17 protein-coding genes and 5 pseudogenes are annotated in these 26,222 nt (G+C 69.1%); 13 read left to right on the top strand and 9 right to left on the bottom strand.

The genetic code is table 11. The features are described 5' to 3' along the window. Positions 1-24: 24 nt before the first annotated feature. The 5 genes and pseudogenes from LN251_RS35330 to LN251_RS35310 form a co-directional block, all read right to left on the bottom strand. The gene (locus LN251_RS35330) at positions 25-861 is read right to left on the bottom strand and encodes an MOSC domain-containing protein (protein WP_458248257.1); all 837 of its coding nucleotides are present in this window, start codon (positions 859-861) and stop codon (positions 25-27) included. Positions 862-988: 127 nt separating this feature from the next. Continuing rightward, positions 989-1,168 (bottom strand): annotated as a pseudogene (locus LN251_RS35325) (transposase); the annotation flags it as partial. A gap of 23 nt (positions 1,169-1,191) precedes the next feature. After that, a complete protein-coding gene (locus LN251_RS35320) occupies positions 1,192-1,584 on the bottom strand; it encodes a hypothetical protein (RefSeq protein WP_458248256.1) in 393 nt (130 codons plus the stop codon). A 161-nt stretch (positions 1,585-1,745) separates the two neighbouring features. Beyond that, the gene (locus tag LN251_RS35315) at positions 1,746-3,683 is read right to left on the bottom strand and encodes a diguanylate cyclase domain-containing protein (RefSeq protein WP_458248255.1); all 1,938 of its coding nucleotides are present in this window, start codon (positions 3,681-3,683) and stop codon (positions 1,746-1,748) included. A gap of 418 nt (positions 3,684-4,101) precedes the next feature. Beyond that, a pseudogene (locus LN251_RS35310) lies at positions 4,102-4,846 on the bottom strand (transposase); the annotation flags it as partial. A gap of 1,271 nt (positions 4,847-6,117) precedes the next feature. Between LN251_RS35310 and LN251_RS35305 the strand changes: the two are divergent. From LN251_RS35305 to LN251_RS35295, 3 genes are all read left to right on the top strand, one after another. Next, complete coding sequence (locus tag LN251_RS35305; RefSeq protein WP_458248254.1) at positions 6,118-6,756, top strand: ScbR family autoregulator-binding transcription factor; 639 nt, start codon at positions 6,118-6,120, stop codon at positions 6,754-6,756. A 591-nt stretch (positions 6,757-7,347) separates the two neighbouring features. Next, a complete protein-coding gene (locus LN251_RS35300) occupies positions 7,348-7,758 on the top strand; it encodes a hypothetical protein (RefSeq protein ID WP_458248253.1) in 411 nt (136 codons plus the stop codon). A gap of 516 nt (positions 7,759-8,274) precedes the next feature. Further along, positions 8,275-8,784, top strand: a complete 510-nt coding sequence (locus LN251_RS35295; RefSeq protein WP_458248252.1) for a hypothetical protein — start codon at positions 8,275-8,277, stop codon at positions 8,782-8,784. Here the strand turns inward: LN251_RS35295 and LN251_RS35290 are convergent. Further along, positions 8,714-9,319, bottom strand: coding sequence for a hypothetical protein (locus tag LN251_RS35290; RefSeq protein ID WP_458248251.1), 606 nt, complete (start codon positions 9,317-9,319; stop codon positions 8,714-8,716). The two genes, LN251_RS35295 and LN251_RS35290, sit on opposite strands and share 71 nt — an antisense overlap. A 1,558-nt stretch (positions 9,320-10,877) precedes the next feature. Here LN251_RS35290 and LN251_RS35285 point away from each other — a divergent pair. Then, positions 10,878-11,879: an endo-1,4-beta-xylanase gene (locus LN251_RS35285; protein ID WP_458248250.1), complete on the top strand. Its 1,002-nt coding sequence runs from the start codon at positions 10,878-10,880 to the stop codon at positions 11,877-11,879. A 572-nt stretch (positions 11,880-12,451) separates the two neighbouring features. Further along, positions 12,452-12,922: an iron chaperone gene (locus tag LN251_RS35280; RefSeq protein WP_458248249.1), complete on the top strand. Its 471-nt coding sequence runs from the start codon at positions 12,452-12,454 to the stop codon at positions 12,920-12,922. A gap of 326 nt (positions 12,923-13,248) precedes the next feature. Here the strand turns inward: LN251_RS35280 and LN251_RS35275 are convergent, their stop codons facing one another. After that, complete coding sequence (locus LN251_RS35275) at positions 13,249-14,439, bottom strand: IS110 family RNA-guided transposase (RefSeq protein WP_458244312.1); 1,191 nt, start codon at positions 14,437-14,439, stop codon at positions 13,249-13,251. Between the two features lie 539 nt (positions 14,440-14,978). Here LN251_RS35275 and LN251_RS35270 point away from each other — a divergent pair. The 8 genes and pseudogenes from LN251_RS35270 to LN251_RS35235 all read left to right on the top strand — a co-directional run. After that, a pseudogene (locus LN251_RS35270) lies at positions 14,979-15,820 on the top strand (IS5 family transposase); the annotation flags it as partial. A 247-nt stretch (positions 15,821-16,067) separates the two neighbouring features. Continuing rightward, positions 16,068-16,976 (top strand): aminoglycoside phosphotransferase family protein, encoded by a 909-nt coding sequence (locus tag LN251_RS35265; RefSeq protein ID WP_458248248.1) that lies wholly within the window; start codon positions 16,068-16,070, stop codon positions 16,974-16,976. A gap of 399 nt (positions 16,977-17,375) precedes the next feature. Continuing rightward, positions 17,376-18,193, top strand: a pseudogene (locus LN251_RS35260) (transposase); the annotation flags it as partial. A 240-nt stretch (positions 18,194-18,433) separates the two neighbouring features. Beyond that, a complete protein-coding gene (locus tag LN251_RS35255; RefSeq protein WP_458248247.1) occupies positions 18,434-18,808 on the top strand; it encodes a PadR family transcriptional regulator in 375 nt (124 codons plus the stop codon). After that, entirely contained in the window at positions 18,805-19,398 is a 594-nt protein-coding gene (locus LN251_RS35250) for an HAAS signaling domain-containing protein (protein WP_458248246.1), read from the top strand. The genes LN251_RS35255 and LN251_RS35250 overlap by 4 nt, the downstream gene beginning before the upstream one ends. A 147-nt stretch (positions 19,399-19,545) precedes the next feature. After that, positions 19,546-19,755 carry a hypothetical protein gene (locus LN251_RS35245; RefSeq protein ID WP_458248245.1) on the top strand — a complete coding sequence of 70 codons (210 nt, stop codon included), beginning with the start codon at positions 19,546-19,548 and terminating at the stop codon, positions 19,753-19,755. A gap of 1,365 nt (positions 19,756-21,120) precedes the next feature. Continuing rightward, positions 21,121-21,963, top strand: coding sequence for an AfsR/SARP family transcriptional regulator (locus LN251_RS35240; protein ID WP_458246995.1), 843 nt, complete (start codon positions 21,121-21,123; stop codon positions 21,961-21,963). A gap of 712 nt (positions 21,964-22,675) precedes the next feature. Further along, entirely contained in the window at positions 22,676-23,326 is a 651-nt protein-coding gene (locus LN251_RS35235) for an HAD family hydrolase (protein WP_458246993.1), read from the top strand. A gap of 376 nt (positions 23,327-23,702) precedes the next feature. On the opposite strand, the gene LN251_RS35230 is transcribed toward LN251_RS35235, so the two are convergent. Together LN251_RS35230 and LN251_RS35225 are read right to left on the bottom strand one after the other, a co-directional pair. Then, on the bottom strand, positions 23,703-23,963 hold the full coding sequence (locus LN251_RS35230) for a hypothetical protein (protein ID WP_458246992.1): 261 nt from the start codon (positions 23,961-23,963) through the stop codon (positions 23,703-23,705). Positions 23,964-24,723: 760 nt separating this feature from the next. Beyond that, positions 24,724-25,918 (bottom strand): annotated as a pseudogene (locus LN251_RS35225) (beta-ketoacyl synthase N-terminal-like domain-containing protein). Positions 25,919-26,222: the final 304 nt, after the last annotated feature.

Below are 26,222 nucleotides of genomic sequence, written 5' to 3'. Positions count from 1 at the left end.
TGACCGTCGACGGTTTCATCACTGTCAGTCCTGCCGAGTGATCGTGTCGCCCAGCCGGATCGTGCCGGGCTCGAGTACATCCAGGTACATCCCGAGACAGGCCAGACGCCCCAAGTCGAAGACGGGCAACCGGTGTTCGCGGGCGATCGCACGCATGATGCCAGGGTCTTCCTTCAGCTCGCCGTGGCCGAGGGTGGGGACCACACAGCGGGGCGTGGACACCGCCACACGCAACAGTGCCTTGCCCACCCGCAGCCGCCAGTCCTGCCAGTCATCCTCCATAAAGGCCGGCTCCTCGCCGGTGTCGACCACCAGGTTTGGCCGGAATCGACGCGGATCGAAATCGCCGTTGGGATAGACGGCCCGGAGCCTTGCCAGTGAGGAGGTGGTGACCAGGTGGACCTGGCCGTAGTCGAAGAACGTCCCCGCCGCGACCTGGCCAACGGTGATCTTCTCTCCGGTGCCATCCACGGATGCCGTGGCCCGCACAGCATCGGGGACACCGCCTTCGTACTCAGGCACCGCACGCTCCAGCGTGCTGTCAGCCGGCGCGCTCGCGGAGACGAACACCTTGCGATCCAGCAGCTCGGACAGGCGGGCATCCAAGTCAGGATCGCCGATGGTGCCGATCGATCCGTCGGGCAGCTCGACCTGGACGGCGCCATCGGTCAACCGGCTTCGGCACCTGAGCAAGCGCCCCCACTTACGCGGGTGTTTGACGCTCCCGATCGCGCCCGTCTCATCGACAACGGCGTGTGTCCGGTCCCCGGACAGTCCTGTGTGAGTCACCGCCACGGACACCAGAGCCTCGCCGAGCATGGACTTCACCGGATACCGGCATAACGCCGCCACAGTTCCCATAAGATCGATTATGGGGTTCCCTACCACCTCGCAGGCCAGAGTAAGAGCTGAGCCATCGTCTCGCAGGGCGGTTCGCCATCGTGCTCGGGTGTGTCAACTTAACGGCTGATCTTGGTTGTTGATGTGCCATGTAGACGCACTTCAACGCCGTGGCCTCCGAGGGGAAGTGGCCGCGAGCCCGCACGGCCTTGCGGATCCGGGCGTTCACGCTCGCAATCGCGTTCGTGCTGCAGATGACCTTGCGGATCTCGACGTCGAAGTACAAGAAGGGCACCATCTCGGCCCAGGCGTCGGACCACAGCTCGATTCTGCACGAGGTGCCGCCGCTGCTCAGTTGCGCTGAGCAGCGTGGATGGCGCTGCGGATGGCAGTGTCGGCGTGGCGGTCGTCTATCACTTCGTAGTAGAAGCGGGCGCCGTGCGGCTGGGCGCGGAGTGCGGAGGCGACGGTGGCGGCGGCGTGCCCGGTCAGGGTGGTCAGCCAGTCCCGGATGCTGTTGCGCGGGTCCCACCGGTCCCAGTGGCCGTCCCAGGCGCACATCCCTTCGACCGCGGCGTCGAGCATGGGCCACTGCTCCTCTTCTGCGGCCAGGCGAGCGACCTTGAGGAACCACCAGATGGCTCGGGTGGCCTCTTCCCGGGTGGTGGCCCAGTCGCCACCGTCGTCGGCTGTGTGTCCGGTCAGGGCCTTGAGGACGTCTGTCGTCTGCTTCCGCGCTTGCACCGGCTGAGGGCGTGCTGTGCGGCTTCGACCCTCTTGGCGGCCTTCGCCCCGTGGCGGGGGCTGGCAACGAACCCGCCGCCTGAGTCGGCGAGGACGTTCGCGATGCGGTTTCTAGTGGTACCGCCCCGACCGCAGCACGATCCGCCTGCACCGCAGTCTCGTCAGCCATTCGATGTGCCGCTGTGAGCGTGCGGGGGCTGTGCGTGGTGCAGGCGGATGCGGCCCTTGCCGGCGGCTTTGGCCGCGTACATGGCCAGGTCGGCCTGGTGCAGCAGCTGGTCCGGTGTGATGCCCGGTACGGCCACGGCCATGCCGATGGATGCCGACACCTCTGCCTTCACGGTGCCGATCGGGTACGGCTGCGTCAGCACGGTCAGGATCCGCTGGGCGACCTCCTGAGCACTCGAGGGATGTGCTCCTGCTTCCCACTCGAGGAGGGCCGCGAACTCGTCGCCGCCGAGGCGGGCCACCGTGTCCCCCGCCCGTACGGATGACTGGAGCCGACGCGCGGCATGCCTCAGGACCGTGTCCCCTGCCGCGTGCCCCGCCGAGTCATTGACCGCTTTGAAGCCGTCCAGGTCCATGAAGAGCACCACGGGCGGGGCCTCATCCGTGATCCGCTTCCGTAGCGCATGGGCGACCCTGTCGGCGAACAGAGCCCGGTTGGGCAGGCCGGTCAATGCGTCGTGGTAGGCCAGGCGTTCCAGCTGCATCTGCTGGGCAACCCGCTCGCTGACATCGCGACTGATGAAGATCAGTCCATCGGGGTGGTGGTTGATCGTCGATTCGACGTGGCGCCAGCTTCCGTCGGCGGCCTGCACCCGGCATGACACCCGGCGACCCGGCTCGCGGATGTCCGATTCGGCGTCCTGCCGCAGTGTCTGGACGGCTTGCATCAGCTTCTCGCGGTCGTCCGGATGGGTGTAGAGGGGCAGGCGAGCGCCCTCAAGGTCCTCGGGTCGGTGGCCGTAGACCCAGCGCGCGGCCGGGCTCACGTAGAGCACACGCTCGTCCAGGGAGACGATCGTGATCACGTCGGAGGTGCGGTCGACCAGCGTTCGGTAGTGATCCTCGCGCTCCGCGGTCTCATGCGTGATCCTGAGGTGGTCGGCGTGGATGACGCCCTGGCGGACGCCGAGCGCGAGAAGCACTGAACCCGCCAATGCCGACATCACCGTATCGATCGGTCCGTCGGCGATGGTGTGGGCCGCGATGGCCAGCGCACAAAAGACCACGGGCACGAACGCCGCCACCACACCTATGACGGGCATCATCCGCCGGCCGAACCCCACGACGCTCACCCCGCCGGGCAGCCACGGCGCCACGGCGACGAGGAGCAGCCCGACCGCCGAACTTGCCGCGCCGAGGGGGATCCCCTCCCATGAGCCCGGCTCTGGCGGCAGGATCCGAAGCACGTCGCCCGCGGCCAGAGCAACGAGCGCCAGGACGGCCACGGTGGTCGCCGTGCGCTGGGCGTGCGGCAGGCAGAACCGCAAGGCGACCAGCAGCCCGAACACGAGGATGTCCGCCCCCACACGGGCGAGGCCGAGGAATGAAGCCGATGCGTCATCGCCCCGGTCGGCGCGATGCAGCAGCAGGACCCAGCCCACCGTGAACAGGGATCCCGCGATCAGCCAGCCGTCCAGCAGTCGCCGTAGCCGGATCAGGGTCGTACCGTCCTCCGTCGCCGCCATCACCAGCGCGGCGACAGCGCCCCCCAGGCATGCGGCGATCCCGGCGCATGCCAGCACCCGGACGATGGGGGGAAAGACGCCCGCAGCGGGGCTCCCGGCATCCATCTGATCTACGAGGACATAATGCAGGCCGCCTGCGGCCACCGAGATGGCGGACAGCGTGAGACGAAGCCGGACTCGTCCCCCCACGGTCCGGGCACGAACGAGGAGAGAGGCCGCGGCTGTCCCGTGCGCCACCGGCACTGCGATGCCTGTCGGCACGACGACAGCCACCACCGCGCCCGCTACGACGGCGACGGCCACCACCGCGCCCTCAGACAGCGCCTTGCCGGCTTTCGTGACACACAGCCAGTCGAGGCGAGCAGTGCGGCCAGTCCGGTCACGACCAGCCGACGCCTGGATCATGTAAACCCCTGATGATGATCGAACCCGGAAGAGCAGAGCCCCCCGACGTCCGGAACTTCCCGGGCAGTTACGAGAGTAGGACGATCTTTTCGTGTGCCGCGTAGGCAGCTTGAGGAGTTTCACCTGAAGTAGCGAGAGCTCCGCCCGTTGAGCATGACGATGCCCGGATACGGGTAATTGGTGTCCTGCGTCAAGTTGATCGTTAGTAGTTGTGTGACTTCTTCTGCTGCTGCGTCAGTTCCCCGTCGCGGCGCGAAGCTGGAGCCGCCGCTGCTGTCTGCTGGGGAGCGGCCGGGTTGGAGCGGTGGACCCGCGCCTCCCATGTCCGGGTCTGCCTGCGACACCTGCTCCCCGCACCCGCGGGGATGGTCCCCCTGGCTCTCCCAGAAACCCAGCGCCTCCTGCCTGCTCCCCGCACCCGCGGGGTGGTGACGGGCCGGTCGCCTTCGGCCCGGCCCTGGGTGATGTAGCGGGAGAGGAGGTTGAAGCTGCCGGTGTAGCCCTGCTCCTGGACCTCCCGGAAAAGCTGTTTCACGGGGACTGTGGGGTCGGTCGCACGGCGTTCGCGCAGGTGGTCGCGGTAGGGGTCGACCAGGGTGGGCCGGTAACGGGGCGCCCGACGCAGGGCCTCGGGTTCGCGGGTGCGCGCGTATCGCTTGACGGTGTTGAGGGACAGGTTCATGCGGCGGGCGCATTCGAGCAGGCCGACGCCCTCGCCGAGGAGGTCGTGGATCTTGTGCCAGCGTTCGCGGGTGGTCTGCTCGTGGACGCCGGCCCGGGCGGGACGTGTTCGAGGTGGCCCAGCAGGCGCTGTGGGAGCGGACCTCGGCCAGCGTCTTCTCGCACAGGTTCTTCCACAGGTGCCAGCGGTCGCTGACCTGCACCGCAGCGGGCAGGGCCCGGCGCACGGCCTCCCCGTATGCGCCGGAGCCGTCGCGGCAGACGATCTCGACGCCGGCGTGCTCGCGTAGCCACCGTTCCAGAGCGTCGGCACCGCGACTCCGAAGTACGTCGATGCGTTCGCCGGTTTCGGCATCGATCAGGACAGTCGCGTAACGGTGGCGGCGTTTGAGCGCGAAGTCATCGACACCGAGGACGCGTGGTACCCGCACCACGGGCAAAGGCAGGCGGGCCAGAAGCCGCAGGGCGGTCGAGCGGGATATCGCAGCGCGTCGTAGAAGCGGCGCATCGACGGCCTCATGTCGACCGGTGCCGGATGCGGGCAGCGCCCCTGCGGGTCGCCGGACGCCGGGGCCGGCCATAGGCCGGGCGGAGATCTCGCCTGAGGAACGTCCGGCTCTGCTGGTTGGAATCCTCGACGAGCCCCCGCGCGTGAGAACGAGAAGTACGAGCGGCGCGCCGAGGACTTCACCAGCGTGCTGGCGCAGCACTGCGCCGAGTCCTCGGCGGCATCTAAGCGAGGACCGGCCGGGTGGACGCAGGCTTGCCGGTGGGGGCGCCCGGGTGCCGGGCGTGCGTCATGCCGGGTGTCACGCGGTTTGTGCGGTACGTGCTGACAGGCATGGACATGGTTTCCCCTCGAGCCGCCGTGGCCTGGCTGTGGCCGGAATGTTGGTGGTGGAGCGCCGAGGACAGTGAAGATACATACCACCCGGTTTAACTTCTGGAAGGAATGCGGGGTTCCCGTGGGCAACACGTAGAGCACCGCGTTCCCCGTCCGTCCAGGAGCGCTTGAGGCGCTCTGTGGAACGGGTGCCTGTCGTGCCCTCGCGGCGCGGTGGAGCCTGCCGGGAGCCCCGGGCTGGCGGGGGCGCCGTCCGCCGCCCTCTCGGGCCGTTCTCGGGCGGCCCGTCCCGGGGTGTCTTTCATGCGCGGGGCATATTCCCTGATCACGGCGGTCCGGGTGGGCCGGACGGGGCGGGTCGGCGGCTGCGGACCGGGTTGGGCGCTGCCGGTGAGGGGGCGCGGAGGACGCGGGCGAGGAGGCGCCGGCGGGCGGGGGCGAGGGGGCGCCGGGCGGGAGCGAGGGGGCGCCGGCGGTCCGGCTGTGACGGGCGGGCCGACCTTTACGGCCGCCGGTAGCCGTGAAACGGCATGTGGGCGGCCGTAGCTTCGCAAGACCCTCACGCTTAAAATAGAGACCGCCTGCGCGGTTTGTTACCATGCCTTGGGTGTCGATCGGCGGTGACGGCCCGCGGCGGGGTGGGAAGCGCGCGCGTGTGCGCGTTTTTCCGTCTCTGGTGTGCCGTGCGGTGCGGTCGGTGGACCGGCCGCGCTGGCCCGCCCGGACTCTTGTGGATCGGTGTGCGGTGGTGCGCGGGGGCGTATACGGTCCCGCGCCGCTCTGCCGTCGGCGTCTCGGCGTGTTGGTGCGGTGGTGGCGGTGCGGTGGGGGTGGTTGATGAAGCGGGTCGTGCAGGGGTGAGCGTGAGGGCCGGCCGGCTGGGCCGCGAGGGCAGGGGAGTTCGAGGCGATGGTGAAACAGGAGCGTGCCGCGCGGACGCGTCAGTCGTTGGTGCGGGCGGCGGCGGAGGTGTTTGCCCGGGATGGTTTCGTGCTGGCGTCGCTGACGTCCATCAGCAAGATGGCGGGGGTGAGCAACGGGGCGCTGCATTTCCATTTCGCCAGCAAGCAGGCCCTGGCGCGTGCGGTGGAGGAGGAGGCGGCCGCCGTGCTGCGGGCGATCGGTGCCTCGGTGCGGGCGGGTGGGCCGTATCCGCTGCAGCGGCTCATCGACGCCACGCATGCCTTGATGCAGCGCCTGGAGCAGGACGTGGTGGTGCGGGCCGGTTTCGAGCTGGGCAGCGGGCCGCCGCGCCGGGACGGGGCGGCGGACCTGCGCGGGCAGTGGCAGAGCTGGGTGGAGGAGGTCCTCAAGGACGCCGAGCGCGACGGGATCCTGGCCCCGGGTGTGTGTGCGGCCGATGCTTCGGTGACGGTGGTGGCGGCGACGGTCGGCTTCGAGCAGCTGGGTGCGGAGGATCCTGCCTGGACGTCGGCGCAGACGCTGGTGCAGTTCTGGGACCTGCTGCTGCCCCGGCTGGCCTCGGCCGAGATCCTGGGCGGCCTGCAGGCCGGCGGCACCCCGGGCACGGCCTCCCGCCAGGGATGACCGCACCCGCGCCCGCGCTCTGTCACGTGCCCGCGCCCGGCCTTGCCGGCCTCGTTTAGCCGACCCTCGGCCGACCGGCCGGCCAAGGACGGGTCAGGCGGCAGAGTGCGGGTGCTGGGCGGCAAGGCCGTCCTGGAGGGGAACCGTTGCGGCCGGGGTGGGGCTGTTCAGCGACGCTCAAGATGCCTATGTGCGGTGAGCTGAGGGCATGCTGTGCGCCGGCGGATGGGGATGCGTGTCTGGGCGACTGTGGTGTTCGTTGGAGGCGACACCTTGCCGGTGAGGAGGGCATGCGAAGGCCCTCCCGGCAAACTCTTGGCCGAGTCCGCGAGGGCCGTGAAGCGCGCGGAGGCGCTGGTGCTCACGGTAGAGGCGGAGGTGGTCAGGGTCGAGGCCCGGCTGAGAGCGGGCGGTCAACCACGTCGCCCTGACAGGCCGTCGCCGCCGCCTGGCCACCGGCAAGAACCTCGTCGACGAGGCCGCCGCCCGCGCCTGCGTGAGCGAGGTGGTCGGCGACTGAGAAACCGCTCTTGATCCCTTGGCCACTGCGAACCTCTAGGGTGACCCGGTGCGGATTGAGCTGCGGGAACGATGGGCGGGCAGCCATTATGGGCGAAATTTGTTCTCACGGTGTATTTGATCGGATTCCTCGAAGGATCCTGCGTCCACCTTTTCTATCTGGCCCGTGACGGCATCCATGCCTATGCGTCGTTTCCTCAGGTTCCCCTGCGGGTGTTCTTCGTCGGCTTGGCGATCCTCGATCCGCTGGTGGCCGTGCTGGTGGGACTGGTGTGGCGGGAAGGGATCTGGCTGGCGAGCGCCGTGATGGTGGTGGACGTCTTCGGGAACTGGTGGAGCAACCGGCACTGGCTGCAGGACGATCCTGCGAAGCTGCTGCCTCTGGTGCCCATCACCCTCTTCGGCCTGTTCGTCGTTGCATTCTTGCTCCCCTTGCATCGCACGGTTGCCGGCCCGGCTCGGCAGGCCCCAGGCGGCCCCTGACCCGAAGCGCCGCCTGGATTTCGTCTTCAGATCGATGGAGAAGCTGTCGGCGTCGAGGCCCGTATACGTTGGCGTGGGATCCGCCTTCGCGGCGGCTCCAGCCGGCTTCGTGGGCGCGCTCAACTTGGTTGCCGCAACCGCCGACTGGCCATCGCCGGACGCGCCCGGCCTCTCGACGACCTCACCCTGAAGCTCCTGGCCGAGCACCGCGAACCTCCACCTGTTGATCAACAACCAGACCGCCGACACGACCGGCCGGGCCGGCAACTACTGGATCAGCGCTCCGATGCGAGGCCAGGACGCCACCTTGGAGCGGCTTCGCGTGGACCGGCAGCTCGAAGAGGCCCTTAACTCACGGGCCTGGCCCACTCCATCTCGCGGAGGTCTTCGGGCTCGATGAGAAGGCCGCGATGCGCTACGCAGACTCTGCACGATTCCTGCTGGGACAGGCCGCTGAACAGCACCTTCGATGAAATCTGCTCGACCAGGACGCAGCCTGAGGGGAATCATGGGCGTGTGACGTCGACCGAAGCAGCAGCAATCGCTCTCCAGGACCATGCCGCTCTGTGGAGCATGGGGGAAATCCGCGCGAGCGACGTGGTGAATGCCGCCTGTGATGCGCTCGTCGCCGGACTCGACACCCCCGGCCTTCGCATCCTTGCCGCCTGCACGCGCGCCGAGGCGGACTACGACGTCCACGACCTGCTTCCCGAAGTACTCGACGAACTCGGCCTCACCTTCTATCCGGTCGCCGGCGAAGCTGGCCAGGAGGCCGCCGCCCGAGCCCTCGCACGCCGCATGCTCGCCGGAGAGCTCACGCCTCGGGAGCTCACCTTCCGGATGCACCAGCGCTACGGGCATGAGCTGCCTCTGACCGAGCGCCTCGCTGAACTCGACGACGAGTACGACACCCTCGAATACGGCGACAGAACCGCGGACCAAGTCGATGCCGAGGTCACGGCCGAAGCCCGCCGCCTCGCAGCCCACCCCACGGTTCCCGCCGCACCCGCGGATTCGTCAAGCTGACACACATGCAGCGACCCGCGAGTTCCCGCTGAACAGACTCCGGTTGTCCTGAACCCACGGGCCCGCCGGGGGTGAGTAGTTGAGGCACAGAAAATCCCGGTGAGAACATCATGGTCACCAGCTGAGCGCCGCAGCGTCCGGTCGGGGCCAGGGACGTCTGCGCTGTGGAGCGCAGCGAAGTCGGCGTGGGCCTGCTCGAGGGCCTCGGGATACGCCTCGCGCTTGGCGTGTTCGGCCAGCGCCCGGTAGACGCTCGCCACCGAGGGTTGTGTCCCTTGCGCTTGCCGATGGGATGGATCAGATCGGGCTGGACCTGCTCGACGGACCCGCCGCCCGCGCGGTGGCGCAGCACGGTGTGCAGCATGTCGTCGGTGATGACCGGCGGCCGGCCGCCGTGCTTGCCCTTGCGGGCCGCGGTGTCGAGCCCCTCCAGGGCCGCCTCGCGGATGTTCTCCCGCTCGGTCTCCGCCGAGATGAAGCCCTGGTCCGCGACGCCGCCGAACTCACCGCGCTCACCGACCACCTCACTGCCCACGGCCTCGTCCTGGAGATGCTCGCCGGGCCCCTGCCCGGCATCTACGACCCACCGGGTGCGACAAGTTGCTGTTCGCATATCTTCGCCGCGATATGCACGGTGAAGAGGACCCGGCAGTGCGGGGCGTGCGCCTTGACCTCCCGCGCTGTCCGGAGCGCCTCCTCGAACTTCGGGCGGACCCCTTCCGTCGGGGCGGGGCCCTGCCTGTTTCGTCGAGCTGAGCGGGGACGGGCCGGCAGGTCGCGTCCGGCGGGTCGGAGGGGGCAGGCCGGGCACGAAGCCTGACGGCCTCGCGGCGGACACGGCCCGCGGCAACAGCGCCGGCCGGCCTTGCCGCGGAACCTGGGTATCGGGCACACGGTTGCGGAGAGGACCGGCCGCGAGGCCGCCCGCCGGAAAGAGCGTCTTGTTGGGCCAGGGGCGTTTGATGAGGCGGCGAAGTCGAGTAGGTCACGGTCGCTCGAGAGGGTGGCACGTGGGATTCAATGCAGGTATGGAGAACGCCTTGTGGGACAAGGCTGTCCGCGGCCGGAGAGGGCAGGAGCCTGCGATGGCACCGAGCCTGCTTGGCTTTCTCGTCAGGCGTGGTGCCGGCGTGCAGGCAGTGCATCACCTATGTCGACACCAACAGCCCCGGCGCCGATCCCGGCCCGGTCGTCATTGCCTGTCACGACCAGCGCGTCAACTCCGGATCCGGGCCCGCTCCGCCACACGGGCTGGGACGTGCCACGCAAGGCCGCTGTACCTCACGTGTGATGAACTGTGGCCCGGTTTCGAGACGTTGATCTCGTCTCGAACGAGAGAGTGGGAGGGACCGTGGGCCTCGGTGGGGGGACGTGGCAGCGACTGACCGCCGTGGTACTCGTCATGGCGGTGGCGGGCGGGTGTACGGGGCAGGGCGAAGGCGCGGGCGGGGGTAACGACGAAGACCTGCTGCGGAATTACGACTGGACTCAGATGCCGGGCACCACCGCGCGGAACGGCATCCTGCGGGTCAGCGCATTGGATCGGCACATCGTGGAGCAGGACTCCTCCGGCGGCCGGCCCAACCCCCCGCTGAACCTGGCCGGCCCGCATCTTAGGTCTGATGGCGACTTCACCGTCATCGCGCGCATGTCCGGTGTGGGTGACGATGGCGGCGACTCATGGCTGCGGCTGTACGGACGTGTGCCGGTCATCTACGACGAGTGGCGGCAGGAGCGGCCCTCACTCCGCGTCGGCGTGACCGCTGACGGACACGTGAAGGTACAGATATGGGACGGCGAGGGCGATGAGCCGGCCATCTCCAAGGATTTCGACTGCGGCTGCTCCGGGACGGTGACGCTCGCCCTGTCGAGCATCGGTGACACCTTCCGCGTGAAAGCCGACGGGCGACGGCTGGGAACCGTGCAGGACCCGGGGGTGTTCGCCGAGGGCACTGTCTGGTTCGGTCTGGAGGCGGACGCGGGCGAAGACGAGCGCCGCGAGGGATGGCGTCTGACGCAGCTGATCGCGCGGGCAGAGAGCGGTGACTCGCTCCGCGTGATCAAGGCGCCGCAGCTACGCCAGGAGCAGTCCGATGACTCGCTGCGTGCGCGGGCCCGCAGACGTGGGGCGGCCGTTCGACGTCGGCGCCGCCCTGGCCGAGAACCCGCTGCTCACCGACTCACGCTACCGGGCGCTCGCGGGAAGCCAGTTCTCCATGCTCACTCCGGAGAACGCGTTCAAGCCACAGTTCCTCCACCCACGCCGGGGCGTCTACGACTTCCGCGACGCGGACCTGCTCGTACGCTTCGCCCGCGCAAATGACATGAAGGTGCACGCGCACACCCTCGTCTGGCACGAGGCTCTGCCCCACTGGATGCGGGGGAACGACGACTCCGAGGAGGTGCGCCGGACCATGCTCCGGCACATCGCCATGGTCGCCGGGCACTTCAAGGGAGAGGTCGCGGAATGGGATGTGGTCAACGAGCCCATGTCCGACGACGAGAAGAGCTACACCAACGGGGATCATGGTCTGCGCTCCGAGCAAAGCCCGTGGTTCGAGGCCATGGGCGAGGAGTACATCGACGAGGCGTTCAGGGCCGCCCACCGGGCCGATCCGAAGGCACAACTGTTCCTCAACGAGTACGGGATCGAGGAGGAAGGCGAGCGCTGGGAGGCCCTTTACGATCTGGTCAAGCGGCTGAAGGAACGCGGCGTACCGATCGACGGCGTGGGTTTCCAAAACCATGAGTACGCACCCGGCGACCGCACCGACCCGGAGACCTTCCGCGGCCATGTGCGGGATCTGGCGGAGCTCGGGGTTCAGGCGCGGGTCTCGGAGATGGACGTCCCCATTGGTGAGGACGAGGAGGACGGGCGGCAGACCCAGGCTGATGAGATGGCGGGCAAGCTGCGGGTCTGTCTGGAGGAGCCGAACTGCACATCGTTCTCCACATGGGGATTCACCGACCGGTACGGTTCCACCGCCGACACCAAGATCTATCCTCCGCGCACGGCCGATTCCCTGCCGTGGGATGCGGCCCTGCGGCCGAAGCTGGCGTACGAGCGCTTGCTCGAGGCCTTTGACGAGGCGTGAGAAATCAAGGTGCGACCTCTCGGTTCGGTGTCGATGGTAGCGAGAGTCAAATAGCGTCCTGTTGGGCCAGGAGCGTTTGATGAGGCGGCGAAGTTGAGTAGGTCACGGTCGCTCGAAAGCGTGGCAGGCAGCAGCTCGGATCGACGGCCCGCCCGGACTGCCGTACTCCAACTCCCGGAAGCCGCCGACGATGGGGAGTTTGTCGAAGATCACCCGGCCGAGCCTGCTGGGAACCGGGGACGAAAAGGCGGTGGTAGCCCCGGCCTGTGCGTGGGGGACGGGCGCGGGTGAGGGCTTGGGGGCGAAGAGCCCCGGCTGGGCGGTGCAGATCGGCCGCCGGTGCGGCCGGGTTCGCGGCGTCTGCTCGACCACGTCGCAGCGGTGTCCGGCCCGGCTGTGCTGGCCGTCGCGGTGTGCTGACGGGAGCCCGGGGGTGGGGGTGGGTTCGAGTGGTCCTTGAGCGGGGTTCGAGGGTGTGGGTGTGGGGGGATGGTGTACTGACGGCAGGGACCGGGTTCGGCCGCGCGCACCGGGGATCGGTCGTGGTGAGCGATGGGCTTTCGGGAGTGATCATGAGCAGCACAAAGAGCGGCAAGAGCACCAAGGCCGGCTCGTATGAGGGGTTTACGGCCGAGGAGCGGGCCGCGATGAAGGACCACGCCAAGGAGCAGAAGGCGGCGGCACGGCGTGGTTCGCAGGCGGACAAGGCGGCGCTGGCCGAGCAGGATGTCCTTGACAAGATCGCGGAGATGCAGGGTGCGGACCGGGTGATGGCCGAGCGGGTGCATGCCGTGGTCACCGCCAGTGCCCCGCAGTTGGCGCCGAAGTTGTGGTACGGCATGCCCGCCTACGCGCTGGAGGGCAAGGTGGTGTGCTTTTTCCAGAGCGCGGCGAAGTTCAAGGCCCGCTACGCCACCCTCGGCTTCAACGACGCGGCCCAGCTGGACGAGGGGTCCATGTGGGCGACCGGGTTCGCCCTGAGTGAGGTGACGGCGGAGGTGGAGGAGCGGATCGCGGAACTGGTCAAGCGGGCGGCCGGATAGGCCGGCGGGCGGGTAGCGCCGGCCACGGACGGCGGAGCGGGGCTGTGGGCGGCGCGGGTGTTCGCCGGTGCTGACCGCCCGGCGCGAGGGCCGCGGCGGCGGCCGTCTGGCTTCGGCCGCGGCGTCAGACGGCAGCGCATCCTCTGTCCGGTGGTGCATCGGCCGGTCCGCGCAGGGGCGCGCGGGCCGGCCGTCGGCTGCGAGAGGGCCGTCACCGTCTTCGAAAGCGGGGTTGTTACAGCGCCGGATGTTCTTCCTCATCGATGACCGGCGGGGGTGCCCGGGATTTCGTCAAGATGGCGCTCGGTGATTCCTAATGCGGTCTGTCAAGCCGCGAGAGCACTGGGCGGGGTGAGTTCGTAGCACCGCCCGTCGCGCAGGAGTGCCCAGAGGACGTTGACGCGGCGTCGGGCCAGGGCGAGGACAGCCTGGACGTGGCGCTTGCCCTCGGTGCGTTTGCGGTCGTAGAACCTGCGCGACTCATCGCAGTGTCGGATGCTCAACAACGCCGAGATGTAGAAGACGCGTTGGAGACGACGGTTGTAGCGCCGCGGACGCCGCAGGTTGCCGCTGATCTTCCCGGAATCGCGGGGCACTGGTGCGACGCCACCGAAGCCGGCGAGGCGGTCAGCGGTGCCGAAGACCACCATGTCGCCGCCGGTGGCGGCAAGGAACTCGGCGCCGAGGATGATGCCCAGACCGGGCATGCTCGTGATCACGTCGAAGGCGTGGTGGTCACGAAACCGGGCCTCGATTTTCTTGTCGAGATCGGCGACCTGCTGGTTGAGGACCGTCACCTCCTTTGCCAGCGTGTGCACCAGCTCGGCGGCCAGCTTCTCGCCGGGCAGGCTCGTGTGCTGCCGTTCCGCGGCCTGGACGGCGATCTCGGCGAGCCGGTCCGGGCGGACGACGTGGCGGTTTCGCAGCCAGGTCTCCAGCCGCTTGGCGCCGATTCGGCGGATGGCCGCCGGGGTCTGGTAGCCAGTCAGCAAGGTGAGTGGACCGGTGTTGGTCAGATCCAACTCCCGTTCCAGACCGGGGAAGACGCTGGTGAGCTGGGCTCGCAGGCGGTTGACGGTGCGGGTGCGGTCGGCAACCAGGTCCATACGCCGACCGGTGAGGAGCTTGAGGTCGGTGACGGTGTCGTCGTCGGCGCGTAGAGGGTGCAGGTCGCGTCGGACGCGGACCTGGTCGGCGATGACGGCGGCGTCCTTGGCGTCGGTTTTGCCCTCTCCTCGGTAGCTCTCGGAGGCGCGGTGGATGGCCCGGCCGGAGATGTAGTGCAGCAGCTGGTCGTGGTTGAGCAGGATCGCGATAGCGAGGGCGGCTCCGCCGTCGGCAAGGTCGATGCCCCAGGTCACCTCGCCGCCCAAAGCCAGGACGTCGGCGAGGAGTTCGAGTAGTTCTGGCTCGTCGTTGGTAACGCGTCGGGACAGCAGCCGACGGCCGCTCTCGTCTATGGCGACGCAGTGATGGTGGACTTTGCCCGCGTCGATGCCGGCCCAGATGGCGGCCATGTGATGCCTCCGTGCGGTGTTGTGCTGGTGCCTCCCGACGGACGACCTCGCTGTCGATTCCCTACCCAGCGATCATTCGCAGTTCCTAATTGGCAGCCGAGTCGTCGTGGGGTACCGGGCGGCCAATCACTGAGAGCCACAAGCGGCAGAGCGTTTTCAACCACACCCGGCACCCCTGGGTGGATGAACCATACGAAGGGCTCAACACGTCCCGCAGAACAACGTAGGGAGCGTTTTCGGCGTAGGCCTCGATACGAGGCGAGGGCTCCACCGTGTCGTCCGCGTCCAGGGGGCGCTCGTAGAGCTCGTCGCAGACCGTGCCGGTTTCGTCGTTGCCGCGGGCCGGCTGACTGCCCCCCCCACGGCCAGGTCATCACTGACGGCCGGATGCTCGCAGGTGGCGGCCCGGCTCGGGTCGGCGCCCCTCGTGGCTTTGTGCACGTTCGGCGGCAGCGTCTGGCCATCGGTTCCAGCAGTCATGGGTGATCCGAGGGGCTGGCGCATGGTCCCGGGGAACAGCGTCCCGGGTGAGTTTCACGTTGCCGCGGCGCCGCTGCTATCCGTCCGACACCTTCGACGACGAATGGGCGCTCATCGAGCCCCTGCTTCCGCCGCCAGCCTGGGCGTCCTCAAGGGGGACGCCCAGAGAGGCACCCCCGGCTCGAGATCGTCGACGCGATCCGCTACGTCGTCGACATCGGCTGCAAAATGGGGAGCCCTGCCCAAGGGTTCCCGCTCTGGTGGACCTGCTACGGCTTCATGGCCCGCTGGGCCGCGGTCGGCGTCATCGGACAGATCCGCGACCAGCTGCGCAAACGCATCCGCCGCGAGATGGGCCGGGCCCCCGGCGTGGTCGCCACCGTCATCGACTCCCAGTCCGTCAAGGCCGTAGAGACCGTCGGCAAGGACAGCCGGGGCTACGACGGCGCGAAGAAGATCAACGGCCGCAAGCGCCACCTTGTCGTGGATACCCAGGGCCTGACGCTGTTTCATGGTCACCCCGGCCGACATGACCGACCGCGACACAGCGAAGGAAGTCCTGTTCCGGCTGCGGCTCATGCACTTTGAGATCGCGATCGCCTGGGCGGACTCCGCCTATGCGGGCAAGCTTGTGACCTGGGCGAAGGATCACCTTGGTCTCACCCTCAAGACCGTCAGCCGTCCGAAGGACGCGACAGGGTTCGTCGTCCTGCCTCGCCGCTGGGTGGTGGAGAGGTTGCTCGCCTGGATCATGCACGCCTGCCGTCACGCCCGGGACTACGAACGGCTCGTCCAGCACTCGGAAACACTGATCACCTGGGCCGCGATCACCATCATGACCAGGTACATCATCCACCGGACCTCCCGCCGCAGCGGCCAGCCCGCTCCCAGAGAAGCAGCACGGGACTGATCGTTCTCGAAGCCAGCATCATCTCCTTGGCCCAACCTCGACACCTGCACCGATCCTCGCCCCGAAGAGACCTCAACGCGGGCTCAACCCAGACCTCGAAGTCAATGCCGCCGATCTCCAGCTGAAACCCGATGTCGCCCCGGGACGCTTGAAACGCGGTGACATAGCTGATGGGCCCCTTGAGGGCGATCGGAATTCGCTTGTGGTGATCTGATGGGGCGTCCTACGGTCGCCTCCGATGAACGAGACGCCCGAGGTTCTGCCGTTGCCGGACCGAAAACCAGTCGACGCCGCGGTGGCGGGCAGGTTGATCGCCGCGCAGTTCCCGCAGTGGTCCGACCTTGAGGTCCGGCCGGTCAACGCGCAGGGTTGGGACAACTGCACCTTTCGCCTCGGTGACGAGATGCTGGTGCGGCTACCGACTGCCGAGGAGTACGCGCTGGCGGTGGAGAAGGAGCACCGGTGGCTGCCGGTTCTCGCACCCTCGTTGCCGTTGGAGGTTCCGGTTCCGCTGGCCAGAGGCGTGTCCGATGAGAACTTTCCGCACAACTGGTCGGTCTATCGGTGGATCGGTGGCGAGCCTGCGACCCGTGCCGTCATCGAGGACATGACGGCGTTCGCCGTCGACCTTGCGGAGTTCCTCATATCCCTGCAGCGGATTGACCCGGCAGGCGGACCGGGCCCGGGACTACACAATTGGTTTCGAGGCGGACCACTGACGACCTATGACGGGTGGGCCCGGACAGCCCTGGAGACGTTGGACGGCCTGATCCGGTCCGAGGCCGCCGAGGAGATCTGGGAACGGGCGTTGCGAGCCTCGTGGGACGGTAAGCCAGTCTGGTTCCACGGTGACATGGCCTTGGGGAACCTTCTGGTGAAGGACGGTGTGCTCGCGGCCGTCATCGACTTCGGCACCTGCGGAGTCGGAGACCCGGCCTGCGATCTGTCGATCGCCTGGACGATGCTCACAGGCAAGAGCCGGGCCGCGTTCCGCGATCGGCTAGGGGTCGACAAGACGACCTGGGAGCGTGGACAAGGCTGGGCGCTCTGGAAGGACGTGGTCGTCTGCGCCGGAGCAGTGCGCGATGGCGAGGGCCTGCCGACGGATGCATCGTTCGTTCTTGATGAGATCCTCGCCGGCCATTAGCGGCTGGACCGAACGACAAGTTGATGACAAGTCACTTGAACAACGACATCTCTATTCGGTACCTACAAGCAATTCCACGATCAGGTCCCTGACACCTTCATAACTCGGTCCCGTCGTCGGCGTGATCCCCATGTCTGCAGCATCCATCCCCGCCTTCAAGCTCGTCTCCTAGCCCGTTCAAGGACAGCCGGTCGCTGAGTTAAGGCCCGTTCGATTTCTGAGCTGGTCAGACGCTCACCGAGGCTTAGAAAGAGGTACTTGGCCTGTCATTTAAGGTCCGGCATCGAACGTGACTCGAACTTGATCAGCGTTTTCGCAGTTCAGCGGACATGAAGGCGACCTCCGTCTGATCCTGTGCTCCGTCACAGAGGCAGAGGAACCAGCACGAAGGCCGTGGTCGTGAGTTTGGGGCATCAGGACGTCCTGCGGGATGCGTTCGCGGAAGTGTCACGCTTCCGGACAGAGTTGTACGGGTGTCTGACCGCGCGGGGCGACGCGCTGTTCGAGCTGGCGACGCGCTGCTGTGTACGGATGGGCCGGTGCGGACGCTGGTCGATCTGGCACTCGCGCCGGAGCACCGCCGCGGGCACGGGGCCCTGTACGGCGGTCTCAACCAGGGCCGGATCGACGTGGCTCGGCTGCGTCGCGCGCTGGGCTCGATGCCGTTGCCGAGGGCGGCGGACGGTCGGATCGTGCTGGCTGCGGACGTCTCGCCATGGCTGCGGCCGGACGCAAACACTTGCCCTGACCGGGCCTTTTGCCACACGTTCGGCCGGGGCGAAGGTAAGCACCAGATGGTGCCCGGCTGGCCGTACTCGATCGCGGCCGCGCTGGAGACGGGCCGGACGTCGTGGACGGCAGTCCTGGACGCGGTCCGTCTGGAGCCCGGCGCGGACGTCGCCGCGGTGACCACGGTCCAACTCCGCGAGGTCGTCGAGCGGCTCGTCGCGGTCGGCCAGTGGAAGCCAGGCGCCCCGGAGGTCCTGGTGGTGCTGGACGCCGGATATGACGCACCACGCATCGCTCACCTGCTGGGCGACCTGCCCGTCGAGATCCTCGGCCGGCTCCGTTCCGACCGCGTGATGCGTCGACCGACACCGCCGCGGGTCTACGACCCCAAGGGCGGCCGACCGCCCAAGCACGGCGGCGAGTTCGTCTTCGGCGATCCCACTACCTGGGGCACTGAGCAGGCCATGACAGTCACGGACACCCGCCTCTGCTTCGGTGAGGGTGAGCCGTTCGTACGGCGCAGCCGCTCGACGGTGTCGTCTCCGTGCAGAGGTCGGCGTCGTGCCGACGGGCCGGCCCCCGGAACCCGTCCTCATGCGGCTGGCGGCCTGGTCGGCCTTCTCCGGGATGACTGCCTTGATGTGGCGTTCGCGCAGGTGGGAGACCTGATGCGCGCCTGACGGTCCCTGAACTTCCCTTCACTTGCCCCGCAATGTATCTTGCAACGCATGGAACCAGGTGATTCGACCAAGCGGGCCCGGGCGGCGGCCCAGCTGCGCAAGGGCGTCCTGGAGTACTGCGTCCTCGCGCTGATGCGGGACCGCCCCCGCTATGGCGTGGACCTCCTCCAGGCCCTGGATGAATCCGGTGCCCTGGCCACCAGCCAGGGCACGGTCTACCCGCTGCTCTCCCGGCTCCGCCGCGACAACCTGGTCACCACCACCTGGCAGGAATCCGCCTCCGGCCCGCCCCGTCGCTACTACTCGCTCACCGACAGCGGCCGGGCCGCCCTCGACGAGTTCACCCGTATCTGGCCCGACTTCCGCAACGCCGTCGACGCCTTCCTGGACACCCCAAGCCCCTCCACCGGAGACCCCACGTGAAGACCTCTGCCGATCCCGTACGCGACTACCTCTCCGCCGTCGAGCGCGAGAGCTGTGCGCTCCCCGCCGACCGTCGCCAGGAACTCCTCGCCGACCTCGCCGAACACATCGAGGTGACGCGCACCGAACGCCCCGAGGTCGCGATCGGCCAGATCCTCGCGGAGCTGGGGGACCCTCGGACGATCGCGGCAACGGCGCTGGCCGAGTCGGGGTACGACACCGCCGGGACCCCGGTCCCCAGCGGTGCCGGCGCACCCGCCCGGCGCGGCAAGGTGCACCCCCTGGTCCCGCTCCTGATGCTCGCCCTCTCGCTGCCCTTCATAATGATCTTCCCCGACCTGCCCGGGCCGCTGTTCGGCGTCCTGTTCCGCGTCATCGGTGCGGTGCTTCTCTGCACCTCGGTGCACTGGAGCGCCGTTCAGAAGACCACCGGCGTACTGCTTAGCGCCGTCCTGCCGAGCACCGTCATCGCGGCCGGAAATCTGTCAGGCGCCGTGGCCGGCACCACCCCCGCCCTGGTGGCCAACCTCGTGACGCTCGCGCTGCTGGCCGGCACGGCGACATGGCTCTGGCGGGTGCGCCGCGCCTGAGCGGCGGCCGGCAGTCCCGGGTGCGGAACGCCGGTCTCCGCATCGGTACCGCTGTGGGACACGGTCGGCCGCGTCATCCTCGGCACTGGCTCTCACCCCCTCGTGCACGAGGGGGCAGGGGGAGGGACAATGCCGCATGCTGGCCGTATGGGATTGTTCGCTGCGGATCCGGCGGCCTGCGTCTTCTGTGACATCGTCGCAGGCCGGGTGCGCGCCAGCCGGGTGTACGAGGACGCCCGGGTCCTGCCCTTCATGGAGATCCAGCCGGCCGCGCCCGGAGATCTCCTCGTCATTCTCAAGGCGCACGCCGCCGGCCCGGGTGTGTTGGTGGCCGATGCCGTACTTGGCCTTGAGTGATCCTTGCAAGACAGTGACACGGACAGTCGCAGGGACGGGACCCTCGCCGGGTCCTGCGCGTCTTGACATCAGGACCGAGGCCGGGGACCGGCCCATCGCACGATCTTCGAGGCACGACCCGCAACGTTCGCGACGCTGCCCGAATGGAACAGGTCGCCAGGACTTTGCTCGATGGCAGCATGTGGAAGGCCACGTGTTCTCCGGCTCAGGGCATGGCGTCAGCGGCTTGGGCCTGGTGTACGAGGCTGTCGGGCCCGCCACCGGCAAGACGCTGAGCCGCGTCGGCTGACGGATCCCTCGCCGGCAGGCGTTGGCAGGGCGGCCGAGCAGGCGGTGCGGGTCCAGAGGGAGCGGACTGCCTGGCCATACCTCGACCGCGCCGCGCTGCTGCGTCGTGGCCCAGGTCATCGCGTGCTCTTCCGGTCGAACTACCCGTTCACCAGGGAGAGTTGCGCGATGGTCTGCCCTTGCTCAGGGAGCGCTCATCGCCGATGGAGGCACGCCCCGGGCAGATACCCGCGCGTTCACGACCCTGGGCCGGCTACACCACTCGGCGGGACACCATCCAAAGTTTAAGGCCCCACGTGAGTACGGCTGTCCCCGCCCGCCGGGGTGACGTGGCGTTCTTGTTCTGGTTGAGGGCCGGGCGGCGCGGCTCGATCGTTTCCCCGTTTGGCCGGCAGCCCCGACGGGAGTGCAGAACGAGACGAGACCAGCCAGACGGCCAGGCGGGCGGATGACACGCGACAGCGCGGAGCGGAACAGGGGGGCACAGGCCAGACCGGACACAGCGGCCCCCACGACTGACGGAGCGAGCGAGGCCGCACCGCGACAGGCGCCGGGAACAGCGGGAACCGACCCGGCGGCCAAGAGAGGGGGCTGGCACCAAACGGAGCGGGTACGGCCGGCCCGCGCTCCGCTCGGTTCCGGCGGCGGTTGATGTCCCGTGGCTGGTGGGGGCGTCGGTTGGTGGATCGGGCGGGGTGGTCTGCTTCTGGTTGCTTTTCCTGGGTGTTTGGTTGGGTGGGGGTGGGGGGTTGGTGTGGGGGTGGGGGGTGTTTTCGGTCGTTGGTGTGTGGGGGTGTGGGTGGCGTGGTTGTGGGGGTGGGGTGGTGGGGGTGGGGGTGGGATGGGGGGTTCGGTCTGGGGTTTTCTGGTGTTTTGGGTGGGTGGTGGGGGTGGGTGTTCGGTGGGGGTTGGCTGGTTCTGTTGGGTGGGGGCGGCGTGAGTCCGACCTCCATTGACAAACCGACTGTGCTGTTTTTTTATTGGTGGGGTCAGACGCAGCGGAGCACACGCGCCGGCGGCCACAGTGCTCGGGCCGTGTACCGGGCGGGTCTCCGGCCTGGACGGATGGGGGACGATGTGGACATCGAAGTGCTCGGGGTGCTGGCGATAGGGGAGAACGGGGTGTCGGTCGTGCCGACGGCGCCCAAGCCGCGGCAGGTGCTGGCGCTGCTGGCGTTGCATGCCGACCAGGTGGTTCCGGTGTCTGCTTTGGTGGAGGAGTTGTGGGGGAGTGAGCCGCCGCGCAGTGCGCGGACCACGCTGCAGACCTATGTTTTGCAGTTGCGGGATCTGTTGGCGCAGGCCCTGGCGCGGGGTGGGCAGGAGCGCTGCACGCCCAAGGACGTGCTGGCCACCGTGCCGGGCGGTTACCGGCTGCAGAGCCGTGATGGAGGGGTGGATTATCGGGAGTTCGAGCGGCGTGCGGGGGCCGGGTATCGGGCGATGGACGGGGAGGACTACGCCGGTGCCGCCCGGCGGCTGGCCGATGCGCTTTCGCTGTGGAGGGGGCCCGCGCTCACCGATATCCAGGCCGGCCCTTTGATCGCGATGGAGACCAAGCGGCTGGAGGAGGCCCGGTTGTGCGCGCTGGATCAGCGTATCGAGGCCGATCTGCGCCTGGGCCGCCACCGGGAACTGCTGCCGGAGTTGACGGTGCTGGTCAACCAGTACCGGATGCATGAGAGTCTGCACGGCCAGTTCATGCTCGCCCTGCACCGCTCGGGCCGGCGCGGCGAGGCACTGGACGTCTTCACCCGGCTGCGTTCCACTCTCGTCTCCGAACTGGGCCTGGAGCCGTCCTCGGCACTGAGCCGGCTGCAGCGCTCCATCCTCATGGTCCGCCCCGACACCCCCACCGCCCCCGCCCCCGCCTCCGCCGGCGGCGGGGCAGGGCGCCGTCTGGTGGCCCGCACCCACTGACATCGCCCCGCCCTGCCCGGTGTCCCCGTCCCCCCCCGGGCGTTGCGGTTTCCCGGCCGTTGTCGGGCAGGCGGTGGGCCTGCCCTGGTGGCCCGTACCCGCTGACATCGCCCCGCCTGGTGTCTTCGTGCCCCCGGGCGTTGTGGTTTCGGCTGCTGTCGGGCAGGTGGTGGGCCTGCCCTGGTGGCCCGTACCCGCTGGCATCGCTCCGCCTGGTGTCTTCGTGCCCCCGGGCGTTGCGGTTTCGGCTGCTGTCGGGCAGGTGGTGGGCCTGCCCTGGTGGCCCGTACCCGCTGGCATCGCTCCGCCTGGTGTCTTCGTGCCCCCCGGGGCGTTGTGGTTTTCCGGCCGCTGTCGGGCAGGTGGTGGGCCTGCCCCGCCGATGCAGCCGGCGGACTGAAGGAATGCGGTCGGTGTTGGCCGAGGCCCGGTCTCGCTCTGGCCGGCTGTGCCGGTGCCCGGCTGGTCGGTGTTTTCGGGGCGAGGGTCGGCCGGGACACGTTTCTGCGGTTGGTCGACGTTCTTCGTCAGCCCTCACTCGCGGTGGGTGCTGGTGATCCGCAGCCGTCATCGGATTTTCATGCCGTGGTGGTGTTTCCCGGTGGGTTCGGCCAGGGCTTCGAGGCGATCCTCATCTGCCTCGCCGACCACGTGGGCCCTGGATGACAAACGCAGCTGCCTCGAGGTCATCGCCCGTGATCTAGTGCCGGTCATGCCGTTGCTGATGCTGGATCTCGACAACACCCTGGTCGACCGCGATGCCGCCTTCCGGGACGCGGTGGCCGCATTTTTCACCGAGCATCGCCTGCCCGACGCCGATCTCACGTGGGTGATGGCTCTCGACGCCGGCGGTTATACCGCCCGCCGCGATGTCGCCGCGGCCTTGACCGGGCGGTACCGAGACACGGTGCCCACGACAGCCGTCCATGCCCTGCTCGACCATGGCGCTGCCGATCGCGTCGTCCTGGCCGACGTGTCCCGCGCGGCCCTGGGCAACGCAGTGGCCGGCGGCTGGACTTGCGTGATCGTCACCAACGGCCGCACTGCCCAACAGGAGGCCAAGATCCGTCACACCGGACTTGACCGGCTCGTCCAGGGCTGGGTGATCTCCGAGGCGGTCGGCCGCAAGAAACCGGAACCGGGAATCTTCCACGCTGCCGCGGATGCCGTCGGAGCGTCCCTCGCGGGTGCGTGGGTCATCGGCGATTGCCCGCATGCCGACATCGCCGGCGCCATCGCGCTCGGGCTTCGCAGCGTGTGGGTGTCGAACGGACAGACGTGGGCCCGGGACTCCTACCGGCCCACCCGTGTCGCCGAGGACGTCGCGACCGCGATCGACCACGTCGTCACAGCGACGAGCTAGGAGTTCCGGGCCGGGCATCGGTCGGTGCGGCACAGTCCATGGGTCTCTGCCCGGTCCCGTGGCCTGTGTCCATGGCCGCCGAGGACTACCTTTCGACGATTGATGTGTCGGCCGTGCAGCCGTTCCCGGAGCCGACCTACGTCGACGCCTTCGGAGGCGGTGGGCCAGAGCATCAGGTGCGTGTACTGCAGGGCAGTCGGGCTTTTTGGGATGACGACGACGGGCAGCCCTGGGGTGAGGCCGAAGCCGGACTGCAGGCCTGTCTCGAGGGGCTGGTGGCACGTCTGGCGACTCGATGGGGCCATGTGTTCGTCGTGGGCCTCGGTCCGTATCTCAGTGCCGGCTGCGGGGAAGGGCGCGTGCTTGAGCCACTGGACTATCTCGGCCAACAGGCCATGAGCATGCAGGTGTGGGCGCTTTCCGGCAGCGGTCGTTGGCTCGCATTGAGGATCGGCCAGGCGGCAAGGAGATGCCACTCATACTGTTCGTCGCGGTCGGCCATGCCGCCGCGCTCGACCACGTCGGCGAGGAGCGCGTCGAGCCCTGCCTGGATGAGCCGGCCGGATCCGACGTGCCTGCCGAAGGCTCGCTCGCGCGCGAGGTGGCTGAGCTGCTTGAGGGCGTCATCGGGGGTCATCAGCGTCTTCTCGGCCGGCGTCGGGGAGAAAGAGGCTCGCACATCCGCCGACGCTGCTGCATCGCGTTTTGCTTCGACCCGGCCCGACCCGGCTCGACCCGACCCGGCTCGACCCGGCTCGACCCGAGCCGACCCGAGCCGACCCGAGCCGACCCGACTCGACTCGACTCGACTCGACTCGACTCGAGCCGACAGGTGATCTCCTCAGGTGATGTTCATCGCGGGCTTCCTGCCCGGGGCCGGCACGGTCACTGCGCCAACCGGTCACAGCGGCTCTTGAGGTTCGATTTCACGGTGGCGCAAGCTCACTGAGTCCGCCCTTGACGCACGGCAACGTCCCGGCCGCTGCTATCCGGTGGTGTTGACGGTGGTGGGGCGGGGCGCTGCCTGAGGGGCCCGCACGCTTGGAGAACGCCCTTGGCGTGCCTGCGGGGTCGCGGCGCTGGCGGCCGCTGCTGGTGGTGCGACGGGTGGGGGAGTTGTGTGGCGGCCGGTGCCTGGTGGGGCGGTCCTCGTTTCCGGGCGGGCGGGGCCGTGGTGTCGGTCCGTCGTCCCGGCCCTGGCCTGCTGGCCCTGCGCGGTCTTGCCGTCGGTGCTGTGGTGTCTCCGGCGGCGGATTCCTGTCGGGCTTTGCCCCCGGCCCCGCCGCCGATGCCGCGTTTCTCGCCCCTGGGGTGCCGTGTTCCTGGCCCGTGGGGTGCCGCGTCCTCGCTTTTGGGGGTTGGGGGTTGGGGGTGGCGGGTTGGGGCCGGGTTGGGGGTTAGGGGGTGGTGGTGAGGATGGTTGCGGTGTTGTGGCCGCCGTGGCCGCGGGCGATGACGAGTGCGGTGGTCAGGTGGGGGTGGGGGCGGGGGGTGTTCAGGACGAGGTCGAGGTGGTGGGTGGGGGCGGGGTGGGTGGTGGCGGTGGTGGGGGGATGATGCGGTGGCGTAGTGCCATCAGAGCGGCGGCGAGGTCGAGCGCGGCGCCGCCGGCTCCGAGGCGGCCGGTCATGGTTTTGGGGGCGGTCACGGGGACGGCGTGGGGGCCGAACAGGGTGGTCAGGGCGGTGCTTTCGGTGTGGTCGGCTGCGGGGTGTGCGGCGGCGTCGGCGAAGACAACGTCGATGTGGGCGGGTGTCATGTGGGCGTCGTGGAGGGCGAGTTCGCAGGCTTGTTGCAGGCGGGGCTGGCCGGGGCCGTCGAAGGTGGCGGCGTAGCCGGCGATGATGCCGTAGCCGGCGTGGCCGCGCCGGGCGGCGTGGTGGGTGTCTTCGAGGACGAGGAGGGCGCCGCCTTCGCCGATGAGGTGGCCGTCGGCGTGGGTGTCGAAGGGCCGGTAGGCGTGGGTCGGGTCGGGGGTGGGGCTCAGGTGTCCGCCGGCGAGGTGGGCTGCCCATCCCCAGGGGCACAGGGTGGAGTCGATGCCGCCGGTGATCATCAGGGTGGCTCCGTGGCGGATGCGGCGTCGGGCGCGGGCGAGGGCGTCGATGGCGCCGGCCTGTTCGCTGATGATGGTGGAGGCGGGGCCGTTGAGGTGGTGGTGGATGGCGATCTGGGCGGGGCCGGCGGCGTGGAAGTAGGCGGCCGGCTGGTAGGCGCTGACGTGGGCCGGGCCGCGGCCCCATAGGGCGGCCAGTGCGCGTTGGCCGGTTTCGGCGCCGCCGGCGCTGCTGGCGGTGATCACTCCGGCGCTGTAGGGCGGGAGTGTGTCCAGGTCGGCGCCGGCGTCGGTGAGGGCCTCCTGGGCGGCCATCATCGCGATGCGGGTGATCCGGTCGGTCTGGGGCAGCAGCCGGCTGGGGATGTGCTCTTCGTCGACGAAGCCGGGCAGCTCGCCGGCGATCTTGACGGGGTAGGGGGAGGGTCGAAGCGGGTGATGGGGCCGATGCCGCTGCGGCCGGCCAGCAGTGCCTGCCACCAGGCGTCCACGCCCAGCCCGTTGGGCGCGGCCACCCCGATCCCGGTGACCACCACTCGCCGGTGCCGCCCGCCGCCCGCGACCGGTGCCGGGCCGCGGCTGTCTCCGCGCCGCCGCCCGCGCCGCCCGCGCCGCCCGCGCCGCCCGCGCCGCCGCGCCGCCCGCGCCGCCCGCGCCGGGGGCGCCGGGGCGCTGGGGTGGTGGGGGGTTCTCGCGGCGTCCGGGTTGTGGTTGCCGGGGGTGTGGTTGCTGGGGGTGTGGGTGTGAGGGTGGTGGGGGTCATTGGGTGGCCTGGAGGAGGGGGCGGGTGAGGAGGGTGGCCGGTGTGGAGGCCGCCGAAGCCGCTGGCGACGTTGAGGA

The organism is Streptomyces sp. MAI_2237 (assembly GCF_054189285.1).
Note: the sequence above shows the minus strand (reverse complement) of the source record. Positions and strands in the feature narration are given on the sequence as shown.